Source organism: Desulfitobacterium chlororespirans DSM 11544, from assembly GCF_900143285.1.
GTDB classification, from domain to species: domain Bacteria; phylum Bacillota; class Desulfitobacteriia; order Desulfitobacteriales; family Desulfitobacteriaceae; genus Desulfitobacterium; species Desulfitobacterium chlororespirans.
Genome location: NZ_FRDN01000008.1, coordinates 90,459 through 116,881, shown reverse-complemented (window position 1 = coordinate 116,881; position 26,423 = coordinate 90,459). Strand labels below are relative to the sequence as shown.

The 26,423-nt window shown below is 46.7% G+C and carries 23 protein-coding genes; 12 read left to right on the top strand and 11 right to left on the bottom strand.

Translation table 11 applies throughout. The annotated features are described in order from the left end of the window. Position 1: 1 nt before the first annotated feature. From BUA14_RS13205 to BUA14_RS13195, 3 genes are all read right to left on the bottom strand, one after another. Positions 2–1,129, bottom strand: coding sequence for an ABC transporter substrate-binding protein (locus tag BUA14_RS13205; protein WP_072773015.1), 1,128 nt, complete (start codon positions 1,127–1,129; stop codon positions 2–4). A 420-nt stretch (positions 1,130–1,549) separates the two neighbouring features. Continuing rightward, the gene (locus BUA14_RS13200; protein ID WP_072773014.1) at positions 1,550–2,425 is read right to left on the bottom strand and encodes a DUF3102 domain-containing protein; all 876 of its coding nucleotides are present in this window, start codon (positions 2,423–2,425) and stop codon (positions 1,550–1,552) included. Positions 2,426–2,516: 91 nt separating this feature from the next. Then, on the bottom strand, positions 2,517–2,927 hold the full coding sequence (locus BUA14_RS13195; RefSeq protein WP_072773013.1) for a LytR/AlgR family response regulator transcription factor: 411 nt from the start codon (positions 2,925–2,927) through the stop codon (positions 2,517–2,519). Positions 2,928–3,528: 601 nt separating this feature from the next. Here BUA14_RS13195 and BUA14_RS13190 point away from each other — a divergent pair. The 5 genes from BUA14_RS13190 (at position 3,529) to BUA14_RS13170 (ending at position 9,086) form a co-directional block, all read left to right on the top strand. Next, positions 3,529–3,771 (top strand): hypothetical protein, encoded by a 243-nt coding sequence (locus tag BUA14_RS13190; RefSeq protein WP_072773012.1) that lies wholly within the window; start codon positions 3,529–3,531, stop codon positions 3,769–3,771. Between the two features lie 263 nt (positions 3,772–4,034). Beyond that, positions 4,035–4,415, top strand: a complete 381-nt coding sequence (locus BUA14_RS13185) for a DUF4183 domain-containing protein (RefSeq protein WP_018213145.1) — start codon at positions 4,035–4,037, stop codon at positions 4,413–4,415. Positions 4,416–4,653: 238 nt separating this feature from the next. Next, entirely contained in the window at positions 4,654–7,803 is a 3,150-nt protein-coding gene (locus BUA14_RS13180; protein WP_072773011.1) for a DUF4183 domain-containing protein, read from the top strand. 45 nt (positions 7,804–7,848) lie between these two features. After that, complete coding sequence (locus tag BUA14_RS13175; protein ID WP_072773010.1) at positions 7,849–8,220, top strand: hypothetical protein; 372 nt, start codon at positions 7,849–7,851, stop codon at positions 8,218–8,220. After that, positions 8,217–9,086, top strand: coding sequence for a hypothetical protein (locus BUA14_RS13170; RefSeq protein ID WP_072773009.1), 870 nt, complete (start codon positions 8,217–8,219; stop codon positions 9,084–9,086). Before BUA14_RS13175 ends, BUA14_RS13170 begins: the two co-directional genes overlap by 4 nt. Positions 9,087–9,091: 5 nt before the next feature. Here BUA14_RS13170 and BUA14_RS13165 read toward each other — a convergent pair whose 3' ends face one another. From BUA14_RS13165 to BUA14_RS13155, 3 genes are all read right to left on the bottom strand, one after another. Next, positions 9,092–9,295, bottom strand: coding sequence for a hypothetical protein (locus BUA14_RS13165; protein ID WP_072773008.1), 204 nt, complete (start codon positions 9,293–9,295; stop codon positions 9,092–9,094). Next, on the bottom strand, positions 9,288–9,761 hold the full coding sequence (locus BUA14_RS13160) for a MarR family transcriptional regulator (RefSeq protein WP_072773007.1): 474 nt from the start codon (positions 9,759–9,761) through the stop codon (positions 9,288–9,290). Before BUA14_RS13160 ends, BUA14_RS13165 begins: the two co-directional genes overlap by 8 nt. A 158-nt stretch (positions 9,762–9,919) precedes the next feature. Beyond that, positions 9,920–10,795, bottom strand: coding sequence for an AraC family transcriptional regulator (locus BUA14_RS13155; RefSeq protein WP_072773006.1), 876 nt, complete (start codon positions 10,793–10,795; stop codon positions 9,920–9,922). Positions 10,796–11,031: 236 nt separating this feature from the next. Here BUA14_RS13155 and BUA14_RS13150 point away from each other — a divergent pair, with 236 nt between their 5' ends. After that, positions 11,032–11,697 carry a B3/B4 domain-containing protein gene (locus BUA14_RS13150; protein WP_072773207.1) on the top strand — a complete coding sequence of 222 codons (666 nt, stop codon included), beginning with the start codon at positions 11,032–11,034 and terminating at the stop codon, positions 11,695–11,697. A gap of 116 nt (positions 11,698–11,813) precedes the next feature. Here BUA14_RS13150 and BUA14_RS13145 read toward each other — a convergent pair whose 3' ends face one another. Together BUA14_RS13145 and BUA14_RS13140 are read right to left on the bottom strand one after the other, a co-directional pair. Beyond that, entirely contained in the window at positions 11,814–12,179 is a 366-nt protein-coding gene (locus BUA14_RS13145) for an FMN-binding protein (RefSeq protein WP_072773005.1), read from the bottom strand. A gap of 88 nt (positions 12,180–12,267) precedes the next feature. Further along, on the bottom strand, positions 12,268–14,037 hold the full coding sequence (locus BUA14_RS13140) for an FAD-dependent oxidoreductase (RefSeq protein WP_084078612.1): 1,770 nt from the start codon (positions 14,035–14,037) through the stop codon (positions 12,268–12,270). A 234-nt stretch (positions 14,038–14,271) separates the two neighbouring features. Between BUA14_RS13140 and BUA14_RS13135 the strand changes: the two genes are divergently transcribed. The 6 genes from BUA14_RS13135 (at position 14,272) to BUA14_RS13110 (ending at position 20,814) form a co-directional block, all read left to right on the top strand. Beyond that, positions 14,272–15,234 carry a helix-turn-helix transcriptional regulator gene (locus BUA14_RS13135; RefSeq protein WP_072773004.1) on the top strand — a complete coding sequence of 321 codons (963 nt, stop codon included), beginning with the start codon at positions 14,272–14,274 and terminating at the stop codon, positions 15,232–15,234. Positions 15,235–15,504: 270 nt separating this feature from the next. Further along, entirely contained in the window at positions 15,505–16,155 is a 651-nt protein-coding gene (locus BUA14_RS13130; RefSeq protein ID WP_072773003.1) for a Crp/Fnr family transcriptional regulator, read from the top strand. 49 nt (positions 16,156–16,204) lie between these two features. Further along, positions 16,205–16,867, top strand: coding sequence for a Crp/Fnr family transcriptional regulator (locus BUA14_RS13125; protein ID WP_072773002.1), 663 nt, complete (start codon positions 16,205–16,207; stop codon positions 16,865–16,867). Between the two features lie 167 nt (positions 16,868–17,034). Then, complete coding sequence (locus BUA14_RS13120; protein ID WP_072773001.1) at positions 17,035–18,225, top strand: M24 family metallopeptidase; 1,191 nt, start codon at positions 17,035–17,037, stop codon at positions 18,223–18,225. Positions 18,226–18,277: 52 nt separating this feature from the next. Continuing rightward, a complete protein-coding gene (locus BUA14_RS13115) occupies positions 18,278–19,255 on the top strand; it encodes a D-2-hydroxyacid dehydrogenase (protein ID WP_072773000.1) in 978 nt (325 codons plus the stop codon). Between the two features lie 260 nt (positions 19,256–19,515). Then, positions 19,516–20,814: an MFS transporter gene (locus BUA14_RS13110; RefSeq protein ID WP_072772999.1), complete on the top strand. Its 1,299-nt coding sequence runs from the start codon at positions 19,516–19,518 to the stop codon at positions 20,812–20,814. A gap of 594 nt (positions 20,815–21,408) precedes the next feature. Here BUA14_RS13110 and BUA14_RS13100 read toward each other — a convergent pair. The 3 genes from BUA14_RS13100 to BUA14_RS13090 all read right to left on the bottom strand — a co-directional run bounded on the left by BUA14_RS13100 (position 21,409) and on the right by BUA14_RS13090 (position 26,344). Next, positions 21,409–21,741, bottom strand: coding sequence for a 4Fe-4S dicluster domain-containing protein (locus BUA14_RS13100; protein ID WP_018305930.1), 333 nt, complete (start codon positions 21,739–21,741; stop codon positions 21,409–21,411). A 17-nt stretch (positions 21,742–21,758) separates the two neighbouring features. Further along, positions 21,759–24,017 (bottom strand): molybdopterin-dependent oxidoreductase, encoded by a 2,259-nt coding sequence (locus tag BUA14_RS13095; RefSeq protein ID WP_072772997.1) that lies wholly within the window; start codon positions 24,015–24,017, stop codon positions 21,759–21,761. A gap of 290 nt (positions 24,018–24,307) precedes the next feature. Then, positions 24,308–26,344, bottom strand: a complete 2,037-nt coding sequence (locus BUA14_RS13090; RefSeq protein ID WP_072772996.1) for a sigma-54 interaction domain-containing protein — start codon at positions 26,342–26,344, stop codon at positions 24,308–24,310. Positions 26,345–26,423: the final 79 nt, after the last annotated feature.

The window sequence follows — 26,423 nt, the reverse complement described above, 5'->3', positions numbered from 1 at the left end:
GCTACCGGGCTTCTCTCAAACTTAGAATCGAGGTAATATCACCATCCGTGAGTGTTACCCTATGTAGACGTTCATAGTAGTTTGTCAGTTCGGCACGAAAATCATTTTCACTTAACAATTCGGGGTATGCTTTTGATATTAACCATAACGGCATCATGGGAGAATCAGCGCAAGGCGCACCCCAAGAGTAAGCAGTTTGGGGGATATCGTAGATTGCTTTATTTTTCCAGGCATCTAACAGTGACCAATCCTGACCCGCTATGCTGTTAGCTAAAAACGCTTTTGCCGGGGCGTTATGGAAAATGAAAATCAGATCGGGATTCCAGTTATATATTTGCTCCATGTCAACCTCGGCGGTTCCCTCAATATCTGCCGCCACGTTGATAAGCCCAGCCTTATCAAAAAAACTCTGGGCATACGAATCAAAAGAACTGCTCCCGGAAACCACCAAACTGCCGCCTACATTGCTAAAAACGCACAGTGCTCGTTTGGGCTCCCCGGTCTGCTTTGCCAGCAGCTCTGCAACCCTTTCGTCGGAAAGCTGCCACTCCGATTGCAACCCCTCATTAGTATCTGCGTCAAAAATCTCACGAAGCAGATTATCCCACGCAACTGTGACATCTTTCGGATCGGTCAGTTTTGGTGAAAAGAAATTGATAATAGGCAACCCAATATTCGCAAGTCCCTTTTTTTGTACTTCGCCATAGTAAAGAATTATATCCGGGTTAAGTTGCAGAAGTGCCTCGGTATTGATGGAAAAATCATCACCCACAAAGGTAGTGTCTACATCAGTATAATTCGGAAACAGTTTTGCCATTATATCAGCATTGGAAAAAGCAAAGGCTTTGGGGCTTAGTCCAACAATCATGTTTTTATCAGGTATAGCCTCAAGCAACACAGAGGTAACCGGCGGTGTGATAATAACCACCTGCTTAATTTCCGATATGGATGGTATTGCGACCTCGTTGCCGCCCAAATCAGTAATAATCCTCGTTTGTGCTGCAGATGGGGGAAGAGCTGTGTTATTGGTTATGTTTGCCTTCGTTGGATTTGATGGCTTTGTCTCACAACCAGCCAAAGAGCAAAGGATAAGGGCTGTCAGCAATAAAGGTATCAGTATCTTTCTCATTTTTCCTCCTTATGTTTACACATGGTTTTGTATTAAATTATTGGCGTGTTCTAAAACCCTTTTATGACTTCTAACCGGGATAATACCGATATTGATCCAAAATACCATAATCATTGATCATGGTTTCTGATTTCATCACCTCACCCCCATTCATGCAGTTAGCCATGTCTAACTATTGTATACCTAGCATACATTCATTTCTTTTGTATGTCAAGCATACAATTAGGAGAGATGCACCGGCAGGTGGTGATTCCCGATCGCCAGCGGCTTAGGAGGGAGCTACTCCCTGTATGGCTTGAAAAGCCCTCAGTTTTTTGCACAAAAACAGGGGCCGCTGCTTACGAATCATTCGGTTCGTTTTGCAACGGCCCCTCTACGCCGGTATGTGTGCTGTTGGCCATGAGGAATATCCGCTGACAATCAGCGCATAACCTTCAGGGGCTTTTTGGGGGGCGGCCATACCTTAATCGTCTCCGCAATTGTCTCAAGCAGCTTCTGAGCTTCTTTTCTTTTTTTCTCTTTCAGCTCCTCATCAAGATAATGCAGATTGGTAAGGGCTGTGGTCAGTTCAAAAAAGGCTGTGCTAATAGTGGCACGGCAGGTGTCACAACGTTCCGCATACTTAGCTGGAGCATTGGGATCTATTTCTGTTTTGAGGTTATGAGTCGGCAAGGGGGCATTGCTTTGCAACGAAGTAGTGCTGGTAGTGCTGGTAGTGCTGGCACTGCTGACTGAGGAGGATGCACCGGCAGCGGGTGATTCCCTTTGGACATTCTCCGGAAGAACAGACTGGACCATCAAACTGGAGATTGCACTGTTGATCCCCTCCAGCCCTTTTTTGAGGGCTTTATTTTCCTGCTGGATCTCCTCGCTCTTCTGCTTGGCCAGATCTCTGTCTTTTAGAGCCTGCTGCAATTCCAGCTTGGTCATACCGGCCACATCGTTCTGGGCCAGGAATTCTTCCCGTTCATCTTCCGGCAGGCCCAAGAGGAGGAGAGCTTGGGTGTATGTCAAATCGCGCACTGGTGCGTGATTTGACAGGCCCAGCTCGTCCAGGAAGCTTGCCCCATACTCTTCGTAGAGCTGCATCAGTCTTCTGGCAGTACTCAGGGAATAGCTCACCGACTCCTCCAGCCACTTCTCCCATTCCCCGTGGTTGATCATACTCTTCGCTTCCTTGAGCCGGCGGCCGATTTCCACGGCGCTGGCCAGCAGAATTTTCCGGGTTTGCTGGGTAATCATATTTATTTCAGCCGCGATCACCAGCGGCGTCCGTTCAGTGGATAAATCATTCACGCTCCATTTCCCGCCCTTTCATCAACAGTATAATCCAGAATATGCCAGGCGGTAATGAATCGTGAAGCTCATGCACAAAAGGCGGGGCTCATCAGCCACTATGACTGCAGCTTATTTTTTCTGCCGTGACCTTGTCCAGAATGTCCCAGACGGCTGCCGGCTGGGCCGGTTTATTCAAGACCCGGAGCGGCGACACGGCTTCAAAATCCGCTTGCTCCTCCGACGCTGTTATAAAAACGATGTGACACGCTTTATTGCGCTGCCTTATAGAGGAGGCAGCCTCAAGACCGGTGATGTTTTTCATCCGGTGATCCAGAAAGAAAAGGTCAAATAGATTAGGGTTCTCGTTGAATTTCTCCAGCAGTTCCTCCCCGCTGCTGAATTCATAAAGGTTAAACTTGACTCCGCATCTGCTTTCATAGTCCTGAATGATAAGTTTTATGTACGCCCGCTGAAGTGCACCGTCATCACATAGGCTAATAGTCAACCCGGCGGTCAGCATGGCTTCCACCGGGTGACCATGAGGATAGGTCCATCCGTTCCTGCTCTGCTATCCATATCCATATACTTCCCCCTTTTCCGCCCGGCCCCGGACCGGACCCCCATCAAGGGTCCGCTTCCGGCAGCCCGGCGGTGATCAGGGGAAATTAAAAGACGCATGCAAGGGTTTTTATCCCTACACATGCGCCTGAATTCATTCTGTCTCAAGTTTCTGCGCTCAAGTCGCACACAATCAGCACGCCCCCTGAGCGGCAGTCCGATTATACCCCCTGGCCGCCCGTACTGTTGTACTGGAGCGAAGGGCATTGTATAATGGATCTGTCGTCGTGGACAGCTTGCTGTTACGTGTAGGTGCTCGTACACCTTGCGCGTGCCTGGAAGTGTTCCTCCACTTTCGGGCCGCGGCGGCCTTTTAATTTCCACCTGTATCCATTATAGGGGTATTGGGTGGGAATTACAAGCCAAGTAATGTTGAGGCAGGAATTTTATCCTAAAAGATTAATGAAGCTTAGTGGCTGCCAAAGCTACTGTATTTTATAAATTTTTCTGGGATTGTATTACAAATATTGTTGTGGTAACATAAAAATCGGGAGGGATAGGCAATGGATAAGTTGGATATTATTCTGGAAAAGTTGGAAAAGCTAGAAGCCGGGCAAAATGAAATGCAATCTGACATGAAAGAAATGCAAGCTGACATGAAAGAAATGCAAGCTGACCTGGATAGAATAGAACTTGATCTCCTCTCTTTGAGGCTGGATAACAAATCTATACATCGAAAGCTTGATGTTATTGCGTCGGCGGTAGTCGATGCCCAGGAAGATATTACAATTTTAAAAGCTCAATAAAATAGCTATGTAATACATACCCGGCCCGGGGATCCCTGGCCGGCTTTTCTTTTCGTATTACAAATCATTGCCACCATAAATTTTGCTCCCTATTCCTTTTTATAAATTGCCATTTTATAAGTTTCCGCTGGATTCCCGCCAGTCGAAGTATTTTCTCCTAAAAACTTGGCAATATAAAAACCCTGAGCTATTCGGTCACATCTTGTCAACTTACAGAATATAGTAAAGTAAATTCCCAAAATATTACAATAGGAGGTCGACTCATGGCCACTAAATTATTCAAACTCGCCATAGACGCTGTTACGACTACAGATACTGAGATCAATCCAGCCGTCGAAAGCTATTTTTATGAGTTAAGCGAAGATCAAAGAACCGGCGGAACGGTCACTATTCCGGCTACCGAATTTACTGATGATGCCGGTAATGTCATGACAGGCAACCTTACTCCTGTAACTGCGGACAATGGCTATTATCTATTGTTTATCAACGGCGTGTTGCAGCAAACCAGCTTATACACGGTCAGCGGTGACGGTTCCCAAGTAGTGATCACAGATGCTGATACAGTTCCTGTCGGCGCCCCCATTACCTTAGTCGTCACTAACTTCGCTCCGGTTTCCGATTCCGACACCACTGTAACAACCTAATTTTTAAGCTTGAAGATGTGCAGCCATCCACATCCGGACTGGCGACAATAAGGAGCTTACGCAAAGGCACACCCCCAATAAGAGCGTACAGCAAGACGGCCTGGTCATTTTAGCCAGGCCGTCTTGCCGTTGTTTGTTACATTATTATATTTCTGTTTCACTTTAAAGAACCTGCTTCCTATTAGAAACATAGACTAAGGAAAGAATAAGGCAGAAACCATGTCTTTATTGCGGAGTGATGTCTGTGTTTAAAGGGGAAATAGGCTTCAATCCCACTAAGAATCTACTGACTGCGGAAGCTTATCAATATAATGCACGGTCTGACGGCATTAAGAAAGTTTATACCAATGATGATGAGATAAAGGAATACGGGGATCAGGGCATCCTTGATCCTCATCAAGTCTCTTATTTCAATTTATTTATCAACGGTGTATTGCAGCCCAGGGTTAACTATGAGCTTCATGAAGGCCTGCTCGTCCTTAAAACAGAAGATGCTCCTTTAAAGGGCTCTCCTATAATCATCACTTTCGTTACTTTCAGGGATGAGGAACCCACTCTGCTCAATTCCGCCCTGGCTGAAGGGCTCTTGCCTTCGGGGCTGCTATCCCGCGGCCCGGTGACCGATAGGGGGATTGAGGTAAGTGATACTGTCCGCCCTGATCTAAAGCTGGAAAAGCTGACCCTGTCCGGGCCCGAATCTATGGCCGCCGGTCAGGCGGCCACTTGGGTATTTACCATTACCATAAGCAATCAAGGGGCTCTGCCTATTCGTGATATTGTGGTCAGGGAATTTATCCTCCTGGATTCTGTGCTGGCTATAGAAACTCTGTCTTTGTCTCAAGGGAATCTGGATCTTAATGATGAGCTTATCACCTGGACTATTGATCATTTAAATCCTGAAGAATCTGCCGCCGCAAGCTTCCGTGTGGAAGGTCTGTTTAAATCCGCCGGCACCCGCTTCGTCAGCAGGAGTTCAGCCACAGGCCGCAGCGCGGCAGCGCCTGAACGAACCGGCATGGTGGGAGGAAGCCCCGTCACGGTCAGCAAAGGACTGGAGCTTACCAACACAATTCTGTCCGGGCCTACCCAGGTAACCAGAGGCCAAACCCGGACATGGGAAGTGGAACTCAAAGTGACTAATCTTAGTGGTGTCGAGCTGTCCGATCTTCTGGTCACCGATACCCTGTTGATTGAGAACATCGGCGAAGTGAATGTGATCAGCCTCTCTCATGGTGATGCTCATCCGGTAAACAGGGAAATCCTCTGGAACCTTGCCGGACTGAAGCCTTTGGAAATGGCTGTTCTCATCCTGGATATAACAGGGTCTTTTACCCAGGAAGGTTTGAGGCCCTTAGATACTGCATCTGGTTCGGGCAAGCTGGAAAACGGCAAACCAGACACCGGCAGGCTATCCACAAATCTTGCCCGGGATGTTCAAATCATCGTTCTGCCGGAAATCACTCCGGTTCAGGAAGCGCTCTTCTTGCAAACCTCTGTATTAACTATACCTCTGAGCGGGTCCATAGGTACTCCCAAACGCTGGGAGCTGTCTTTAGAAATCACCAACCTCAGCAATGAAGTGATCCGCAATATCCTGGTCACCGACACTATCCTGCTTGATGAATTTAAGTGGACGGACACGGTCTTTGTCTCCCCAGGGGAGGTGGCTACCGCTCATAATACCCTGCTCTGGACTATAGAAGAGCTCTTGCCCGGCAGAACCCTAACTGCCAGATTTGCAGTCGAAGGGCTTTTTAATACTACCGGCCTGCGTTCTCTCAGCAGGGCTGTCGCCTCAGGATGGAGCCTGAATTCTTGCGTACTGTCCAATATTGCTTCCGGCTCACTCATCCGCATCTCAGGCTATATTTTTGCTTGTGTTATTGTAGACAAAGTCTTTTCTCAGTGTCAGGATCGGTATTGCTTTGAAGATATAGCGCTCCCCATCTCCGCTTTTCAGAGGATTCTCTTTAAACCGGGACGTATTATGGAAGACACTCTGGAGATCACTGCTATAAGAGATCGCCCCCATTGCCAAAGAGTTCAATTCCTTTTAAAGATACCCTTTACAATCGTTGCCGGGGACACGACTCTGGGCCAAGACTCCCTGCCCCCTATCCCTATCGACCTCATCATGTTCATGCCGGAACCACGGGATGAGTTTTCTTATGATATTGTGGTGGAAACCCGTTCCCAGCTGCTCGGCCCTCCCGCCGGTTGTGAGGAAGGCCGGCATTGTACCGTAGGTGTGTTTATCGTGATCAAAGCCGTAGGCAAAGTACAGTTATTGATCCCCAGCCTGGAGGTTGATCCGGAGCCTTCCCTGTGCGAGGGGTTTTTGCCGAATCAGATCTGCGATAGTTTTAAAACAGCGGTTTTCCCGGATTTTTATCCTGCGCAAAATATGCTGCAGAATACGGCGCGAGATAAACTGCAAGGTAACCTGCAAGATAAATTTCAAGATAACCCTCAAGATAAGCTTAAAGCCAAAGTCTTACCCCCCAATCCCCCGGCCCAGCTCAGGGAAGCCCTCCTCTGTCCCCCGATCTTTGGCAACCTGACTCTGGAAAAATACATCACAACAGGACCTACAGCAATAAATCCTCAAACGAATGGTATCTGGACCATTGAAATCAAGCTTGCCAATGACGGCTATGGTCCGGTCAGCAATGTGGTTATGACCGATACTATACTGGCAGACAGCTTAGCCTCCCTTAACGTCCTCAGCCTTACCCAAGGTACAGTATCCCAAGGAGAGAATAAATTGATCTGGGATATCGGGACCCTGAATTCAATGGAGACCGTTGTTTTGGCGGCAGAGGTAAAAGGTTCTTTTAATGCCCAAGCCGATGCACTTCTCAAAGGCGAAAACCAGCAGTACAATGCCCTTGCCGATGGGGTCAAGACTGCTTTTACCGACAGTGATGAGTTGATCATCTACGGCAATCAGGGAATACCCGCCCCTGAGGATATCTCTTTTTTTAATCTTTATATCAATGGGGTATTGCAGCCTCAAACCAACTATAAAGTAAGGCCAGGACTTCTCATCCTGACCGTAGACAGCCCTCCCCAAAAGGGAGTTCCCGTTATTCTTGAATCACTGATTATCAGGGACAGCAAGGATACCCTTTTAAAAGCGGAACTCAATCAATACAACACTCGTGCCAATGGCCAAAGAGAGTATACCAATGCTGATGAAATAACCATGTACGGCCATGAAGGAATCCTCGATCCCCGGCAAACTTCTTATCACACTCTCTTTATCAATGGAGTGAGCCAGCCTAAGAGCAACTATACCCTGCGCAAAGGTCTCCTTACTCTGGAGGTTGTCTGTCTGCCCCTGGAAGGAGTACCCATGTCCATCCAATTTGTGTCTTTATATTCATGACTCTGTGGAGGCTATGAGTAAGTAACGCTATAAGGGGGTTTTTTGATGGGCGATAACACGAAACTCATGAGCATCGTTTTTAGTTTGGAAGATCCCTTGATTACGAGGGAGTATCCGTCGAACATTGTCCTGTTCCGGACCTTCACCTCGGCTCAGACCAATACAGCGCTCTGGACACCGGCTTCCGGCAAAAGCGTCTTTATGACGGCCTTGCAAGTGTCCGCTTCCGTTCCCGTCACCATTCAACTGAACAGAGGAAGCAACGCTGCGTTTATGTCCATCATGCTTACCAGCGCCCTGGCAACCTATGGGGCAAGCTTTCCCTCCCCTGTTCAGCTTAACCAGGATGAAGCCATCTCAGTGACGACAAGTGCCGCGGGGACAGTCAATATCACCCTTATGGGGTACGAATTATGAAACAACTTCTTCAAACATCCAATGCTATTCCCGTGGCAATTGAGAAAAGCTCCCCCATGATCAAATATGACCGCTTCGGTGTTCTACCCACAAGGCAGAGCCTCTGGACTCCGGAAACAGGAAAAAGCGTCTGTCTGACAGCGGCTCAGGTGTCGGCTCCTCTGGCGGCATCCATCATCTTAAGTGACGGCAATGACGACTTTCTTTCCCTGAGAGCAACCGGGCCCTTCAGCACCGTGAGTCAGAACTTTCCTTCACCCTATCAGCTCAAGACGAACAATACCCTCATGGTGAGAACATCCGACGAGCAGATAGACTGCCAAACTTCCGGCGCTGTTACCGCTACTCAGACAGCTTATAACGGCCGCACGGATTTCACCAATGTCAATAATGCCGTAGGGCTTCACAACGGCAGTGTTGCCTCTTTAGCCTCGGCATTGCTCACCCAAACCGGAGGAAATATCGTCCTGGGGTACAGCCTGCTCCCCGCCCTGGCTGCTTATTTGGACATTGAGCAGGTTGTGATCAAATTCTATTGCCGGCTCAACCTGACCCTTGCCGTAGGTATCAGCTCGATGATCCTTAATTGGCGGTCTAATCCTCAGGCAGCCTGGACTCAATTGGATCAAATCAGCCTTTCCATCATCGGCACTCTTAATTATTTAACTAACCCTGTTGAATTCGACATCACCGCTGCTGTGCTGGGTGCCGCTAACCCCTGGGATGTCATCACAACCCTGCAAACCTCATTTATCGGCAGCCATACCGGGTTAGGCATAGGCAATACCATTCAATTGGACGCTGTGGAGATTGAGATTTGCACCACAGGCCAAAACCAGCTCACCCTTTTCGGATATGAGGTTTAAAAAACTCAGTCAAGAGACAGCTTTGTCAGTAATTTTTCCACTGTAGAGGCTGAGATATAGTTGTCATCCTGTTTAATCATCACACTGGTGCGGCATTTAAAGCATTTCTTGGTACAATCTACGATCTCAAAATCAATCTTTCTATTGGTTAAAGCTTGGATTACTTCAGCATGTTTTTTTGTATTTTTGCATATCACGATTTTAGGCATCCGGTTTCTCCTTATTCTCAACCATTTCTGTTACTTGTTCAGCTTCGTTATTCATCAGGGCATATATATCCTGCAGAAATTTCAGTATAACCCTTTGTTCATCAATACTATATCTGTCTATAACATCTGTTTGACAATGATGAGCTTTGTCATGAATGACCTCATGGGCTTCATAGATGGCCTGGCCTTTTTCTGTCAGCCGATAATACACCTCCTTATTGTTTTCCGGATTCTGATACTTCACAATGTAATTTTTGTCGGACAGTTTCTTGCATATTTTAGTGACTGCGCCGGTGGTCATTCTCAACTCCGCTGCTATCTTGGTCACATTGGGGTTTTCCATGGTTCCAATCCAATGAAGGCAATGGACCTGGGAAAAATTTAGGTCATCAAATTTATGAGTCATGGAATCCATATCTTGTTGTATGCTCAGCAAGGTGTCCATAATATCTTTGGCGATCTTCATTTTATACTCCTTACTCATATTACTTCCATGGAAGCAATTCTAAGTATAGGTTTTTTTTCCTTCCATGTCAACAATCAGCAAAAGACGACTTCCAGCTTCCGCCGGTTGTCGTCTTTTGCTGCCTTTCCAACTGTCCTGCCGGGACAGCCGTTATGAATTTAACCGATACTTTTGCGAACAGGAATCCAGATTTCGCTTTTATAATCGGGTTTGCTGGTATCCGGGGTTTCGTTCCACAATAATTCAGGACCCCCGGTCATTTCATATCCTGATGCGGGGAACCATTCGGCGTATATTTTGGCCCATGTATTCTGAAGAGCTTCCGGGAAAGTACCCACCGCTTTAAACACTGCCCAGGTGGCTGCCGGAACATGCAGAAGATCATAGTGATTGGAATTTGCCTGGGATGCGGCAACACCAATGTACTGGTCAAGCTGGGAGCCTTCTGCGGTGCGTTCATCAAAATTCGCGGAAACACTGAGCATGCCTTTCGGTTCGGTATCGCACAAACTTTTTAATTCAGCGATGACTTCAGGTGTCAGTTTTTGTACTAAGGAATCCATTTCCGGATTAATGCCTTTGAATTGCATGGTAATCCGTTTTTTAAACCCAACGATATAGAATTCATCTTTTTCCACAAGGCGATAGTTCATTTCTGTTCCTCCTTTAATCGTTAATTGGAAGGTCATGGGGGGCATGACTTTAAGTTCCGCATTTGCTTTTTTGGCTTGGGAGGGAGCTACTCCATGCATGACCTGAAAGGCCTTGCTGAAAGCTTCCGGGGACTCATAGCCCAGCTGCAATGCCAAATCGATAATCTTGACTTGTTCAGACCTCAACAGCGCACCCGCCAATGACAGCCGTCTGCGGCGAATGTATTCACCCAAGGGCATTCCGGCCAGAAAAGAAAACATTCTGCGAAAATGGTATTCTGAGCAGCCGGCTATACGGGAAATCTGCCCCGGCTCAATAACATCCAGCAAGTTTTTTTCAATATAAGCCATGACCTCATTAAATTGAGCCAACATATTCATTGCTTATCGCCTCCTTTCCAATGAATCATAGCAAAGCGTTAAAATGAATTCCTGATAGTTATGTTGCGGATGATCACAGGTTTTGGCAGTGTAAATCATGCCTGAGTCATTCCATATTTACTTACTACAAAAGAAATTATACAATGCGATTACATAGAGGGACAACTATGCTCTCTAGTGTCATTTATGCTATGGTCATTTATTTAAGGACAATGATAGAAAGAGTGGGTAAAAACATGAAAATTTCTATTTCAGACGAGGTCTATTCGCTTTGTCCGGGAGCTGCCTTAGGCGTTTTGTCTTACAAGGCTGACGTTGTTCCCAGCACCCAGGAATTGATCATACTATTTGACTCTGCGATTGCAGTATTATCAGAGAGCTATTCAACTGAAAAAATAGCTCAAAACTCCCATATTGCGGCAACCCGTCAAGCCTATAAAGCCCTTGGAAAATCTCCCCATGACTACCGCAATGCAGCGGAAGCTATGCTTCGCCGTATTGTGCAAGGCAAAGGGCTTTATCGCATCAATAACATTGTCGAGATCAATAATCTGATTTCCATTTCCTCCGGCTACTCCATCGGCTCATATGATGCAGACCAACTCCAGGGGAACCTTGAACTCCGGCGTGCCGAAAAGGGAACCCATTACGATGGTATAGGGAAGTCTGCTGTGAACATCGAATACCTGCCTACTCTCTATGATCAGTCAGGGCCTTTTGGCAACCCCAGCAGCGACAGCCGCAGAGCGATGATCCAACCCGGCGGGCATAACATAGTTACCATTATCTATTCTTTTGATGGTGCAGAGGAACTGGATTATTGGCTGGAAAAGCTTTCCTCGTATTTAACAGATTATTGCGGAGTCGTTGCTGCGGAAAAAATAATAGTAAACAAACGCTGATAACAGAAAATCGGCAATCCTGATCTACGCAAAATAAAACTATGCAGAAATAAAACCGAAGAATTAAAAACAAAAGATCCTCGTCACCAATACGGTGAAGAGGATCTTAGATGAGCTTATTTCTTAGCCTGCTCCAAGGCCTTGTCGACAGCTTCCTTAATAGCTGCCGAGGAGAGGCTGGCGCCGCTGACTGCCTCTACTTCAGTGGATTGAGCTTCGACAATCTTGGCAGGCAGGGCTTCGATGGCCATGGAGCCCACGCCTGGGGTCTCCTGATTCTCAACGACGGCAACTTCAGCGATTTTTCCGCCCTGGACAGTAACCGAGACCTTAAGCCCAGGATGAATGCCTTTATCACTGGACCCTTCATAGGTTCCGTCCTTGTACAGTCCGGCATCTGCAGATTGGGATCCGCACCCCGTCAGCAAAACTACCGTGGATAAAACAACACCCATTAACGCGATCATTTTAGTATTTTTCATTTTATTCTCCCCCTCGCTTCATCAAAAAGTCCATTAAATCTTCTTATATTACAGTCTTAAGGTGCGGTGCCCTTGTTTTGGTTCGGAATCAAATCTGTTTTACAGCATTCTTCCCGGCAATGTAGCCATAGAATAAAGCCGTGGCATGAGAAACTCCTTTTAAACTGATGGGATATTCAACGCCATAACGGTTACCTTGAATATTGCCTGCCGCATAGAGTCCGGGAATCACATTGCGATTCTCATCAAAGGTATGGCACTCTTCATCGCTTTCCAGACCACCGATGCAAACCAGCATGGCCGCTGTGGTCATTTTTACGGCGTAAAATGGTGCGGTTTCCAGAGGGAACAGGCGCTTGGCTACCTTGCCGAAATCTTCATCTTTGCCCTTATGGCATAATTCGTTATAGCGTTGAATGGATTTACGGGCTGTCTCCTGATCGATTTCCAACTTGCTCAGCAGCTCTTCCAGGGTATCCGCTTTAACGCAGCGCCCATCGGCAACGGCTTTATCCAGCTGTGCCTGGCTTTTATGATTGGCACTGGTTGCATTGTTTTTAGGCGTGGATTCATCGTAATAGCAGGGAGTGCCATGGGCGGCCGGCATATACTGGATTTCATCCTTCCATTTAGCATCCCAGAACTGGTAGGAGTATTGCCCCTTTAACAGCTCAATCTGGTTTTCCACCTGCTGGCCGGGCACATCTTCATTCATAAAACGTTTGCCATTAGCATCCAACTGCAGGAATCCGGCAATACCCATGACCCCGATTCCTTCAATATCGGCTTCCCCGCCCATGTGGTGAATCATGGGGGCATGATGCTGCTGGATCTTTGCCCCGGCCCAGGCCCCTAATTTCAGCCCGTCTCCGGTATTGGTCTTATTTCCTTCCACATCGATATTGACCCAGATGCGGGGAATATTGTTTTCCAAGACTTCCGGGCAATAGTAATTGACAATTTCATCGTTGCTGGCATATTCCCCGGTAGCCAGAATGACACCCTTATTGGCGATAGCTTTGACATATTTGCCGGTTTGGGCGTTGCGGGCGTATACCCCGGTGCAGCGACCGTTTTCCATAATCAGTTTTTCCACGAAGTGACCATAGTAAGTCTTAACCTTGCCGGTGCTGATGGCTTTATCCATATTGGCGTTGACCACCGGCGCCTGGGACGGTGAAAGAATGACTGAAGTGGGAAATGTGGGAAACTGCTCCTCTTTGAAATTGTAATGCTCCGGCAGCGGGTGCAGAAGGGGAGCTAAAAAGGCGTCTTTATGCTCATCCGGAACATCGCTGCGGGCGGTATCGCAAATATATAGATCCGGTTTGGCGGCGATAAACCAGTCAAAGACTTCAGCGTTTTCCTTAGCCCAGCGCGACATGATGGAGCGCTTGATTTTATAGGAGCTTTCCTTCATATGGCTGTCCACCAATTCATCCGGGTCCATAGTGTCCCGGCCCCAGCGTGCCTGCAGCTTGCCGTTGATCACTGCGTATTCACCGCTGCGGCATTGAGGGCCCTTGCCCTTCTCAAATACCGCTACCGCGGCCCCTTCTTCACTGGCCGAACGGGTCGCCGCGACGCCTGCCACACCTGCACCGATCACAATAACATCCACCGTGGTCGTCGCTTCCACATTGGCATCGGCAATTTCCGGTTCCTTGCCCAGCCAGGGCAGTTTACCTGAAGGTGTGGGCTCCCCTGCCGGAGTTTCCCCCACGGGGGCCTGAGTCGAAGCCGGTGCACACGCTCCCAATACACCAGTCATAGCTACCCCTGCTGTACCGATTGCCGCACCTCTCAGAAAATCCCTGCGGGACATTCCGGTTCTGTTCTCCTTTTCTCTACCTTCCATTTGAGCTTCCTCCTTTATTGGCCTCAGTTTTTGTTCTTGAATTCACATGAAAATGATACCATAGGCCCTATTACTCCGGACATCTCTCTGATTTAGTCAAAAAAGTGGTTTATTTTAATATCTTCAATTCAATACATGATCAGCTGTCTTATCATTGGTCTTATCATTTGCCTTAAAACAGGCTATACTATACATGCAAAAGAGATCCAGGTCATTCAGAAAGGAGAACGTCTTATGTCAACTATTCCTTCCCGGCAGCTTCCAAACGTTTTGGCAGCATCAAAGCAGCAGTTCTGTTTTGACCCGGCAAGCGGCTCCTTCTCTCAAGACAAATTACTTTTCGAACAAAGTGACGCCCTCTTTGCTCTGCTGCTTCTGCCCGCTGACGGCAACCCCGTACACTGCTCCAGCAGCCATGTCAGCATTTTGTTTTGCGGCGGACCGGCCACTGTTCTGATCGGGCAACAAAAAACAACCTGTTTTGCCGGAAACATCTTTTTATTCCGCAGCCAATGCAATTTTGTCGTTGAACCTAAAGATGGTGCGGAGATCTATCTGGCCCTGTACAAAAAAGAACTGTTTGACAGCCTGTTTATTTCCATGCTGGCCGATTGCCAACTTATTTATAGTTTCTTTGGCCTCAGCAACTGCAAGGATGAGTTTCTTTATTTTGACTGCAGCCGGGAAATGCCGATTCAGCAGTTCGCCAAAGCCCTGCAGCTGGAGCTGAGCAATACGGATGATCTGTCCGTCAAAACGGTGCGCTGTTCCACAGTGCTTTTCATGACCAATCTTAATCGCATCCACCGTACCCATTTGGTGATCAACGAATCCAGTATGATGAAAGATTATTTGATCGGGGATATTCTCAAATACATGTCCGATCATTTCACGACCGCCACCCTTGCCAGCACAGCCGCCCATTTTAACTACCATCCCGCTTATTTTTCGGCCATGTTTCAAAAAAAGGCTCTCTGCAATTTCACGACTAAAATGCAGGAAATGCGGCTGGAACAAGCCCGCCGGCTTCTGGTCTCCACAGAGCTTTCCGTGCAGAATATTTCGGAAAGCACGGGCTTCCACGACAAGAGCTATTTTTACCGTTGTTTTAAAGCAACCTATGGACTTACTCCCGGGGAATACCGCAGAAAATATGCTGATGAGAAAAATATCCTGACGGAAAAACTTGATAGTTAGAGGCTACATTTCCCTTAATTATAATTGGGCATAGAACTGAGAAAAGGCTGGAGCAGTCAGCTCACAGCCTTTTTTGGGCTCTATCCGAATTATTATAATTTTTTTACTTGTTAGATAGCTTACAGAAAACAGATAAATTTCCGCTTATACTTATCCTAAGCCTTTTTATACTCAATTTTATACTCGAGTCAATTGCACGAAGCCTTTTGATTTTCAACACACAGATAGTTCTGTCCTAAGACCATAAAATAATTAACGGATGGTGAGCTTATGGAAGAAAATAAATGGCTGCCTTGGACTACGAATATGCTCGATGATGATCTGGTAAAAAAAGTGCTGGAAGTCTATCAAATCAAAGAATATAAAAAGGGACAGTTTGTTTTTGAACAAGGTGAGCTGAGCGATCAGATTTATCTTCTCCTTCAGGGCAGAATTGAAATAAATATGGTCAGCGTAGATGGCAAGAAAACTATTTTCTCGATCCATGAACCAAGGTGCTTCTTTGGCGAGCTGATCATGGATCATTCCCCCCGGCTTACCAGCGCTGTTTGTTTGACAAACGTCACCGCGGCTGCCCTGGACAGTTCTTTAAATTTGGGGTCGGATTATTATGAGAAGAAGCTGTATCAGGCTTTATTCTATTCAACAAGCCGCAAGCTGAAAATCCAGATTCAACAATTAAGCGACCAGGTATTTGAAGAGGCTGAAGAGCGTATAGAGAAGCTGCTCTTGGCTCTGTGCAAAAATTTCGGCAAAGAAGAATCCGGACAAGTACAAGTTGATTTGCCTCTGACCCATCAAATGATTGCAGACCTGACTGGTTGCTCCAGACCGACAGTATCTCAAATAATCAGCGACTTAGCCAAAAAAGACAAACTAAGCATGGAAAGAAACAAAATTATATTTAAAAAACATCCGTAATTCAGTATCCTCACGGCGCGTAGAGACAATAGTAAAAGGTGATGAAATTATGGAAAATAAAAAATACGTACCTTGGACGACCAATATGATAGATGAAGATTTGGTCGAAAGAATTCTCCAAATCTATATGAAAAAAGACTATACAAAAGGTCAAATGGTTTTTAAACAAGGCGAGCTAAGCGACAAAATTTATTTACTTCTTAAAGGCAGAATAGAAATCCACATGGTAAGCGAGTACGGCAAAAAGAGTATTCTCGGTATTCATGAGCCCAAATGTCTTTTTGGAGAGTTAATCCTGGACAATTCACCACGACTTACGACTGCTGTTTGTTTAACTGATGTAACTGTAGCCGTTTTGGACATTTCTTTATCGTTGAATTCCGACTATCATGAAAAGAAATTGTATAAGACTCTATTATATTCAACTATTTATAAAATAAAGATCCAGATCCAGCAATTAAGCGAACAACTATTTGAAGAAGCTGAGGACCGTGTTGAAAAGCTGTTATTAGGGTTATGTAAAAATTTTGGCCAAGAAAAATCAGGATATATCGAGGTGGACATACCGATAACTCATCAAACCATTGCTGATTTAACAGGCTGCTCCAGGCCAACCGTATCCCTGATCTTAAAAGACTTATCTAAAAAAAAGCACATCATAATGGAAAGGAACAAGCTGATATTTCCCAAACATGAGCGTGATAATCTTTAATTTCCCTACCTAAAAAGAGAAGTGTTGTTACCGCTAAAAACTCGCAACACTTCTCTTTTTTTGCCTTTGTTTTTAAATTGATAATTTTCCGATTTGTTAGCCAGCTAACATACCTAATCCACTCCGCAGCTTATACTGATCTCAATTACAAAAGGAGTGGTGATATTATGGCCGAAAACAACATTTTTAAAGAAAGAATCAGATTCCCTATTCCAACACGGGAATTGGAAAGGCGTTGGCGTCTGGTTAGGAACGCTATGAAGGCCCAGGGTATAGACTTGCTTATCATGCAAAATGATAATCAGTTTCTGGGTGGATATGTAAGATATTTCATCGATATTCCCGCTGAGCATGCCTATCCTGTTTCGGTGCTGTTTCCTGTTGATGATGAAATAACGACAATCTTCCACTCTTCTGCCGAAAATCCCGCGCCTCCTGCCTGGTCGACAAGAGGTGTCAAAACAAGGTTAGGCGCTCCTTATCTAAGAACCCTGCATTATACTAATCATTACGACGCTGAAGAAATTGTCAAAATTGTTAAAGGGAGAAACGACAAAAAAGTGGGGTTTGTGGGCATGGGGCTGATCAATGCAGCTCTATATCAGTACTTGCATGATCATCTTCCTAATGTAGACTGGGTTGATGCTTCCGATTTAGTCGACGAAATAAAAGCCGTTAAAAGTGAAGATGAGCTGGTTTATGTCAGAGAATCCGTCAAAGTGCATGATGCTTTTGCTTCCGCTATGCCCTCTATCATTCGTCCCGGGATATATGAATATGAAATCAGAAGCGAAATCATACGGTTGCTGGAGAACTTGGGCAGTGAAGAACAACTCATTATGCTTGGCTCATCTCCATCCGGGACACCGACCCCCCATTTGGATACATTTTTTCAAAACCGGCAGCTTATGAATGGGGATCAAATCCTGATCATGGTGGAAGCCAATGGCCCAGGAGGATTTTATTCAGAGATTATGCGGACCTGGTGTTTGGGCGAGCCGTCTCAGGAATTGCATGATACATGGGAAGCCTCTAAAAAAATTCAGCAGTATGCTGCGGGCCTGTTAAAACCCGGCATTAACCCGCCGGAAATTATTGATCAGGTTAACAATTTTATGACCAAGATCGGATTTCCTCCGGAAGGCCGTTTGTTCGGACATGGCCAGGGGTATGATCTTGTGGAGAGACCGGCCTTTGTCAGGCATGAAACTCTCACCTTAAAAGCCAATATGGTTGTTGCCTTACACCCGGTACTTTCGAATGATAAAGCTTTTGCCAGCTGTTGTGATGATTTCTTAATTACAGAAAATGGTGCTGAACGTCTTCAAAAAACACCCCAGGAATTGATCATACTTTAACAATTTAAAATGACCAGCCAATCTATAAATTACGAAATCTGGAGGGAAGAAAATGAAGATTAAGAAAATCGCAATCTTATTTCAATCCACCAACAAAGTTCCTATCGAATTTGAAGAACGGCATCTGGACATGATCAGGCAAACGGTCCCAGGGGTAAATGTTGTCCGGGCTTATACTGAATCAGAGCTGTTGCCCGGGGAGCTGGACGCCGATGTTCTCATCACTTGGGGACAGTACTCTCCCGTAGAATTCTGCACTAAAGCCACCAACTTAAAATGGATCCACGCTGTATCCGCCGGAATCGAAGGACTAACCATACCGGAAATCATGAGTTTGGATGCGGTTATGTCCAATACTAAAGGAATACATGGCATCCCAATGGCTGAGCATACCATGGCCCTGATTCTGGCCTCTCTCCGCCAATTGCCGGTATTGCTCAAACAACAACAGGAAAAGGTATGGCTGAAGCATAAGCCTGATGAAACTCAGGGCAAAACCGTAGGAATTATCGGCCTAGGCAGTATTGGCGAGGAAGTTGCCAAGAAATGCAAGCTGTTCGGAATGAAGGTTGTCGCGACCAAAAGAACGCCTGTCGCCTGTGAATGGGTTGATGAGCTGTATCCTGACCATCAGCTGGACAAATTGCTTTGCCAAGCGGATTTCGTTGTCGTAGTGGTCCCCCTTACACCAGAAACCACAAAACTTATTGGCGAAAAAGAGTTTAAGCTTATGAAGAAAACTTCATATATCATCAATATTGCCCGCGGTAAGGTCATTGATGAAAAGGCCTTGGTCAAAGCCCTCCAAGACGGTGATATCGGGGGCGCCGGGCTGGATTGTGTCGAAGATGAGCCGCTGCCCCAAGACAGCCCTCTGTGGGATATGCCTAACGTGATTATCACACCGCACACGGCGGCGGATTCTCCTTTCTATATGGATAGAGCCATGAATCAATTTTGCGAAAGTCTTAAAAAGTTTATCAATAACCAAGATATATTAAATAAAATCAACAAAAATAAGGGTTATTAGTGAATAGGTGATCACTTAACATGAGGTTCAGCTCATAGCCTGTGTTCGGTTTTAAAAACTCAAACAACGATCTATCGAGCTATGAGTTATGGGTTATGAGTTATGGGTTATGAAAACCAGTATCCTCCAGGCAGACAAGTGCTTTATAGAACAAAACAGGCAATTACCCCCTAAGGGTTTGGAGGTGAACTTTAATGAACTAATGCCATGAAGCTCCAGCTCCAATGTCTTCTCATTATTTTTAAAGGAGGGTTAAATCCATGCGCCAAGTAAATGTTAATGACGTCATTGACAACAGTAAGATGAATAATTACTTTCGTTCAATCTGGACCATAATATTATTTGCACTAATCATTGATGGTTTTGATCAGGCGGTTTATGGAGCAGCACTGCCCATGCTTATGAAAGATCTGAATCTAAGTGCTTCAGTAGGCGGTCTTCTTGGCAGCGCCAGTCTCTGGGGAGCTGTCGTAGGAGCACTGCTTTTAGGCTACCTAACCGACAGAGTTGGCAGAAGGAAAATGATCGTTGTGGCCGTTATCTTATATACTAGTTTTACTGCCCTTTGCGCCATAGTTGCCCATGATATTCTCCTTTTTGCCACCTGTCGTTTTTTAGCGGGAATGGGCATCGCCGCGATTACTCCCATCGCCAATTCAATCTTATCGGAATTTACGCCGAAAAGCTCAAGACGCTTTTTACTCACAAGCAATATCATCGGTATCAACATCGGTCAAATGGTTACATCCCTGATTGCTATCGGATTGATTCCCTTAATTGGCTGGAGAGGACTCTTTGGCATATCAATCTTGGGCTTGGTCATCATCCCTTTCCTGCTTAAGATCCCGGAAACAATGGTTATTGCCCTGAAGAAAGATCCTAAGAGTAAAATCGCCTCCGTTTTGACCCAAGCAGATCCCAGTTTTGTTCCCCAAGAGGATGATGAGTATGTGGTGGACTCCGTACAAACAGTGAAGCAATCCGTAACAGAGCTATTCAAAGGCGGTTTGGCCTGGAATACCATCTTGATTTGGATTATGTTCTTTGTCAATATGTTTATCATTTCTTCTTTGTTGGTATGGCTGCCGAAGATCATCACCTTAATGGGCTATAGTCTGAATTCGGCCTTATTGCTAAACTCCTTGCTCTACCTGGGTTTAATCTTCGGCGGTATTGTCAGCGGCAAAATTGCCCAAAGATTCGGCTATAAGAAAACGCTTATCTTTTACTATATCGTCAATGCAGGGTTCATCCTTTTAATGACGATTAAGTCGACAACCACGGTATTTGCAGTTTTACTCTTCCTGTTAGGTTTCACCTTATGTGCGCAAAGTTTAATCTATCCCTTTACTTCTGCCAATTACCCCATGACGATTCGTGGTACCGGTCTGGGCTTTGGCGCCGGTGTAACCCGTTTGGGCGGAGCCCTTTCCCCCATCGTTATCGGCATATTTGTTGCCCAGGGGATGACACCGGTGGATATTTTCCGTTTTCTTCTCATTCCTGCCTTAGTCGGATTGGCAGCATCCGCACTTACCAGAAAGGCTGCTTATGATTGATTAGTTTAACCCAAGAACCTGGTGCTCCTGCTGCCTACCGGCAGTCAGGGGCATCAGGTTTTCTTTTTCTATATCCTTGACTATTTTGGCGGTTCTTCTTTGGGGGGGTTTGTATCCTTTTTAAGTTCAGCCTTGCACTTAATGCAGTTCTTAACGATTTCCGGATTTGGTGTTCCGCATGCTTCGCATATAACTTTTTTGCCTGCCGAAGGTGGTCTAAAACACATAATAGTTCTCCTTTCCTTTTCATCTGATTACCGAATGCCTGGGCTCCGGCCGCCGGACTTAAGTCCGGCGGCCCGGCCCAAGCATCTTTCTCAACCTTTAGATTAGACGTCCGAGCGGCCCTTTTCTTTACTCCTTGTTTTCCGGTGCTTTGCCTGCCACGCCTGTCTGGCGGCCTCTTTCAATTCTTCCGGGATATGCGTTTTACAGAAGATACAGGAGTCCGCCAGCAAGTAGGTTTTTTTTCCGCAATTGGGGCAGCTAACCATTTTGGGCCTGCATCTTTCACATGTGCTGGTACAGACAAAACACGCCATCATAAATCACCCCTCTTCCTGAGCCAAAGGTATGAGCGGTCGGTTACCCCTATTACGGCAGGAAGATAACAACCTTCTCCCCTATTTCTTCGGCTTTTTTCGCCAGTTCGCTAAGGGGGCCGTACTGCATAACCTTAGCCTGGCAATGTTGGACACAAGAAGGTTCTTTGCCTTGTTTTACACGGTCGGCGCACAAGTCGCAAATCTCCGTGGGTGCCGGGATGCAATCCCAGTGCCAGGTGCCGTCGGGCAGCTTCCACGGGCCGTTTTCAAATACCTTGATTCCCCATTTGCCCACGGGGATGTCGTGTTCGCTTTTACAGGCCACCTCACAGGAGTGGCAGCCGGAGCAGTATCTATAGTCAATCAGTAATCCGTTCTTCACAGTTTTTCCTCCTCCGCTTATTGCTCTGCTGCTTTGTAGATATTGCAAATTTCGCATTTGAAGGTATCGCCGAAGCCCATCTTGCCGATGGCTTTATGGGGCATGATCACGTTGATATTGGACTGCCGGAAGCCGAAAAGATTGGGTTCTTCGCCGTCCTGCTCCGGGAACCACCAGCCGTGCTGAGCGTGGACGACCCGTTCGCCGATTCCCTCCGTGAGATGAGCGACCTGCTTGACGCGGCCTAACTCGTTTTCGATCCACACCCATTCACCCTCGGCGATGCCCAGGCGCTTCGCCGCCGCGGAATTGATCTCCACAATAGGCTGAGGGTTGATTTCGCGCAGCCGATCGATTTGGCGATGCTCGGAATGGAAGAAAGGATAGACGCGCCCGCCGGTCGTGAGGACGAAAGGATATTTTTCAAATAACTCCGGGGTGCTGACCGGGCTGCGGGGCGGCTCGATAAAGTAGGGCAGGGGATCGTCGCCGAAATGCTCGTAAACGGTGGAGTAGAGCTCGATCTTGCCGGTGGTGGACATATAGCCCGGCTCGCCGTCAAAGCGCATCAAGCCTTTCTCCGCCTTGCGGTAAATCTCCTCGGGCTGTTGGATACCGATCTCGCGGAATTCTTCCCAGCTCAGTTTGTCAGGTATACGTACTTTGGATTGATAATCTTCTTCGCTCTCAAACTGGTTCCAATAATCCGGGAACATCCGCCTGCCGATTTCCATCATGAAGCCCAGATCGCTGACGCCTTCCACCACCTCCACAGCCGCGTTGCAGGCGCCGTTGAAAGCGACATTGAAGCCGTAGTGGGATTCTACCATGGTATTATGCTCGGCGAAGGTTTTCAGCGGGATCACCAAATCTGCCAGAGCCATGGTGGTGGCGTTATGAAACAGTTCGGTGGCGCAGACGAATTCCAGGCTCTTCTGCATAGCCTCCAGCCAGCGTACCTGCGCGGCGGAGATGGCACCGCCGATGACATTGCTGCTCTGGAACACGCCCATGCGCAGGCGGTAGGGTTCCCCGCTTTCCAGCGTATCCAGCACCGCGTCCGGGTGGTTGGTGGACATCAGCTGGCAGACAAAGGGATACTCCTTGGCGCCGATGCGTTTCTCAAACAGTTCCTCGGAAACGGTTCCGGCCTCCATAGCACGGTTGATCATATCCACATTGGTATCATCCGTGATCGGCAGGCCGAGGGTACAGCCGCCCGGAACGTCAATATTGTCGGTAATGGCCAGCAAAGCAAGCAGGGCTTGGCCGACCTGGATGCCGTTGGGGTTTTGATCCACCGACAAACCCCAGCCGAGAGCCGAATGTTTGCTGGTGGCGAACTTGCGGGCGGCGTCGATGATCAGTTCTTTGGGAACCCAGGTGATTTCGGCCACCTTGTCGGGCGGGTACTCCTTAACGCGCTCGGCCAGCTGGTCGAAGCCGAACGTCCATTTTTCCACGGCTTCGTGGTCGTACAGGTCTTCCGTGATAATGACGTTTAAGAGTCCTAAGGCTAACGCCGCGTCGGTACCCGGGCGCAATTGCAGATTGATCTCGGCGCGGGTTCCTATCCAGTTAATGCGGGGATCAACGCAGATGAGTTTCGTACCATAGTTTTTCATCATATCGATGATCGCATGGCCCCACAGACCGTCGGCATTGGATTTCAGCGGTTCTTTGCCCCAGAGCATGATGTACTTGGGCGCTTCCCAGCCGGGGTGTTCATAGCGGTCGGGATAGCGGGCGGCATAATCGATTTCCGGATAACCGCCGCCCATCAGGTAAGCCATCTGCGAAACCCGCGGTGCATAGCATGACCAGCCGCTCTGGGCGTAGCAGGCGTTGGGCGAGCCGAAACCCATGAAAGTCAATTCATTGTGAAACACTGTCGCCTCGCGGCCGGTACCGCAGAAGACGACGATGGATTCGGGGCCATGTTTTTCGGTGAAGTATCTGGTTTTTTCTTCGAGGAGATCGAAGGCCTCCTTAAGGGTGATCCGCTCCCATTTGTCCTTGCCGCGATCTTTGGGATCGCGCTTCATGGGATACATGATCCGATCCTTGTGGTAGACGACGTCCTTCAGCGCCAGACAGCGGGGGCAGAGCGCCCCCCGGGTGATGGGATGCTCAGGATCTCCTTCCACACTCGTCAGTACGCCGTCTTTGACGTGCAGCTGCAAGCCGCATCCCACCGGATGGCAGCCCGGCGGCGACCAGGCGCAGGTGCGAATAATGGTTTCACCATTTTCTTCGCGTTTCCATGGTTTTGTCATACAATTATTCCTCCTTATATTAGTTATTTGATTTCGAAATCGATCCTTTAAATATGCAATTTATATGCCAACCCTTACAAGCCGTGATTTTCAGGAAAATACAAGGTTTTAAACATCCCCCTCTTTATTGCCATTCCCCGAATGGGAATTACCCTAAAACAAGGGCAGATGCCTTCCCTCTTTGGGAAAAACAGCCCAGTCAATCCTATAAAATAAAAAAGGCGCAGGATGCGCCTCTCTATTCCCGAAACTTTTTCTATTCAAGATCCATTATCATCTCATACCCAGGATTAGATTTCTATCTCGTATCTTTTTAACTTACGGTAAAAGGTAGATTTGCCCATGCCGAGAATCTCTGCGGCTTTGATGGCATTATTATTTGTCTTGGCCAAGGCCATGAGCATGGATCTTCTTTCGAGCTCGGACATGGAAAGTACCGTATCTCCTTGCTCCTTATGTTTTTCCGGAAGAGGGTTATAACTCTCTGTTTGTATTTCCCATGGCAAATCCTGAGGCAGGATTGTATTGCCTTTTGCGGTGTTGATACCGTATATAATGGCATTTTCCAACTGACGCACATTGCCGGGCCAATAATACTTATTTAACATACTGCGTACTTGAGCGCTGATTTCCGGCCTGGGCATGCCGACTTTTTTACAGTAACTATCTATACAATAATCCGTGAGGAGATCAACGTCACCAAAGCGCTCTCTCAGTGGCGGTATACGGACGGTCAAAACGGAAAGACGGTAATATAAATCGGGGCGGAACAGCCCGTCATTGACCATTTGATATAAATCCCTGTTGGTCGAAGCGATCAGGCGGAAAGAGATCTCCAGATATTTATTCCCCCCCACCCGCATAATCTTTTTATCCTGCAGGGTTCTTAAAAGCACAGCCTGCAATTCCAAAGGCATGTCCCCGATTTCGTCCAAAAACAAAGTCCCCCCGTTGGACAGCTCAATTTTGCCCGGCCTTCCTTTGCGCTCAGCCCCGGTAAAAGTTCCCCCTTCATAACCAAAAAGTTCACTTTCGATCAGACTGCGGGGAATGGCGGCACAGTTTACCGCTATAAAAGGCTGCTGCTCATCATTGCTGTTGTGAATAGCCTGAGCAAAAAGTTCTTTGCCGGTACCGCTCTCCCCAAGCAGCAATATGTTTTCAGGTGAAGCTGCATACTGCTTGGCCTTCCTGATGGCTTCTTTGATAACAATGCTGTTGCCGATAATCCCATCAAAACTGAATTGGGCATAGGAGCCGGACCGATTGTGGGCTACGGTACTGATGGACTGATCATTTAAAAAGGAAAGCACCGCTACTTCCATGGCTCCGGTTTCTTGATTGATAATAGGATTCGCCGTAACAATAAATTTTTTGCCATAAAAATTCACTACAAAATTATCTTCTATTTCTGTTTTTTGCCCGCTCTTTACATCTTCGATAAAATCAGGGTAGCCACCAAAAAAATCCGCAATCTTATGTTCATGATTACTATTCAGACGCAGAATATCATAGGCTTTTTCGTTGGCATGGATAATTTTCCCTTCATAGTTAATCGTAACGACTCCATAGTCCATCAGTGTCAGTGTCGTATTTAAAGTATCTCCCATAGTTTTAAGATTTTTATGGCTTTCGATTAACGATCGATTTATCGCTTTCAGGTGCTCATTTTTACTGCTTAGCTTTAATTGCAGGTTGATCACACTGGACATTGTCGTCAAAAAACCCAGAGTATAGGCAAAAAAATCCTCCATTTGCTTTTGCCAGGGTTCATTGGGCATGGGCTGGATTAAAACAAGGGCACCGATCAGCTGATTATTCTGATCAAAGATTGGCGCTGAAGAACCAACAATATTCCAAAAGTCTTGACAATAGTGTTCCGGACCGATAAGCTGAACGGGTTTTTGCTGTTCCATGCAGAGAAGATGGGAGCTGGTTCCAACGGACTCCTCGTCCATGATAAAGCCAACGATCTGATCTGTTTTAGTCGTCTGCTCGATTAGGTCACCTCCCTGCAGCAAAACTACACTGCTTGTGTCACAAAGATAAAAAGCAAAATCAGCTCTCACAAAACTATAAAATATGTTCAAAATCGAGGAGGTAAGCTCGATAAGAAAGGAATATTTTTGTGAGATCTGATCCAGTAAATCAGGTTTTGCCACTTTTCGTTTGGTAGTCATATCCTCACTGATATTATATTTCTTGGCCTTCTCCCATGAGACGATAACCTCCTGACGGATAAATCGGAACTCCGTCAAATCCTTCCATTCACCTTTAAGGTAAAGCTCTTTTTCAGCCAGTATACCATCCCATTCTTGTTTTAACATCCTTAAGGCCCTCCTATATCAATGATAGGTAGTACTAATGAGTACAATAAAATTTTATTATATTTTGGCTAATCTTTCA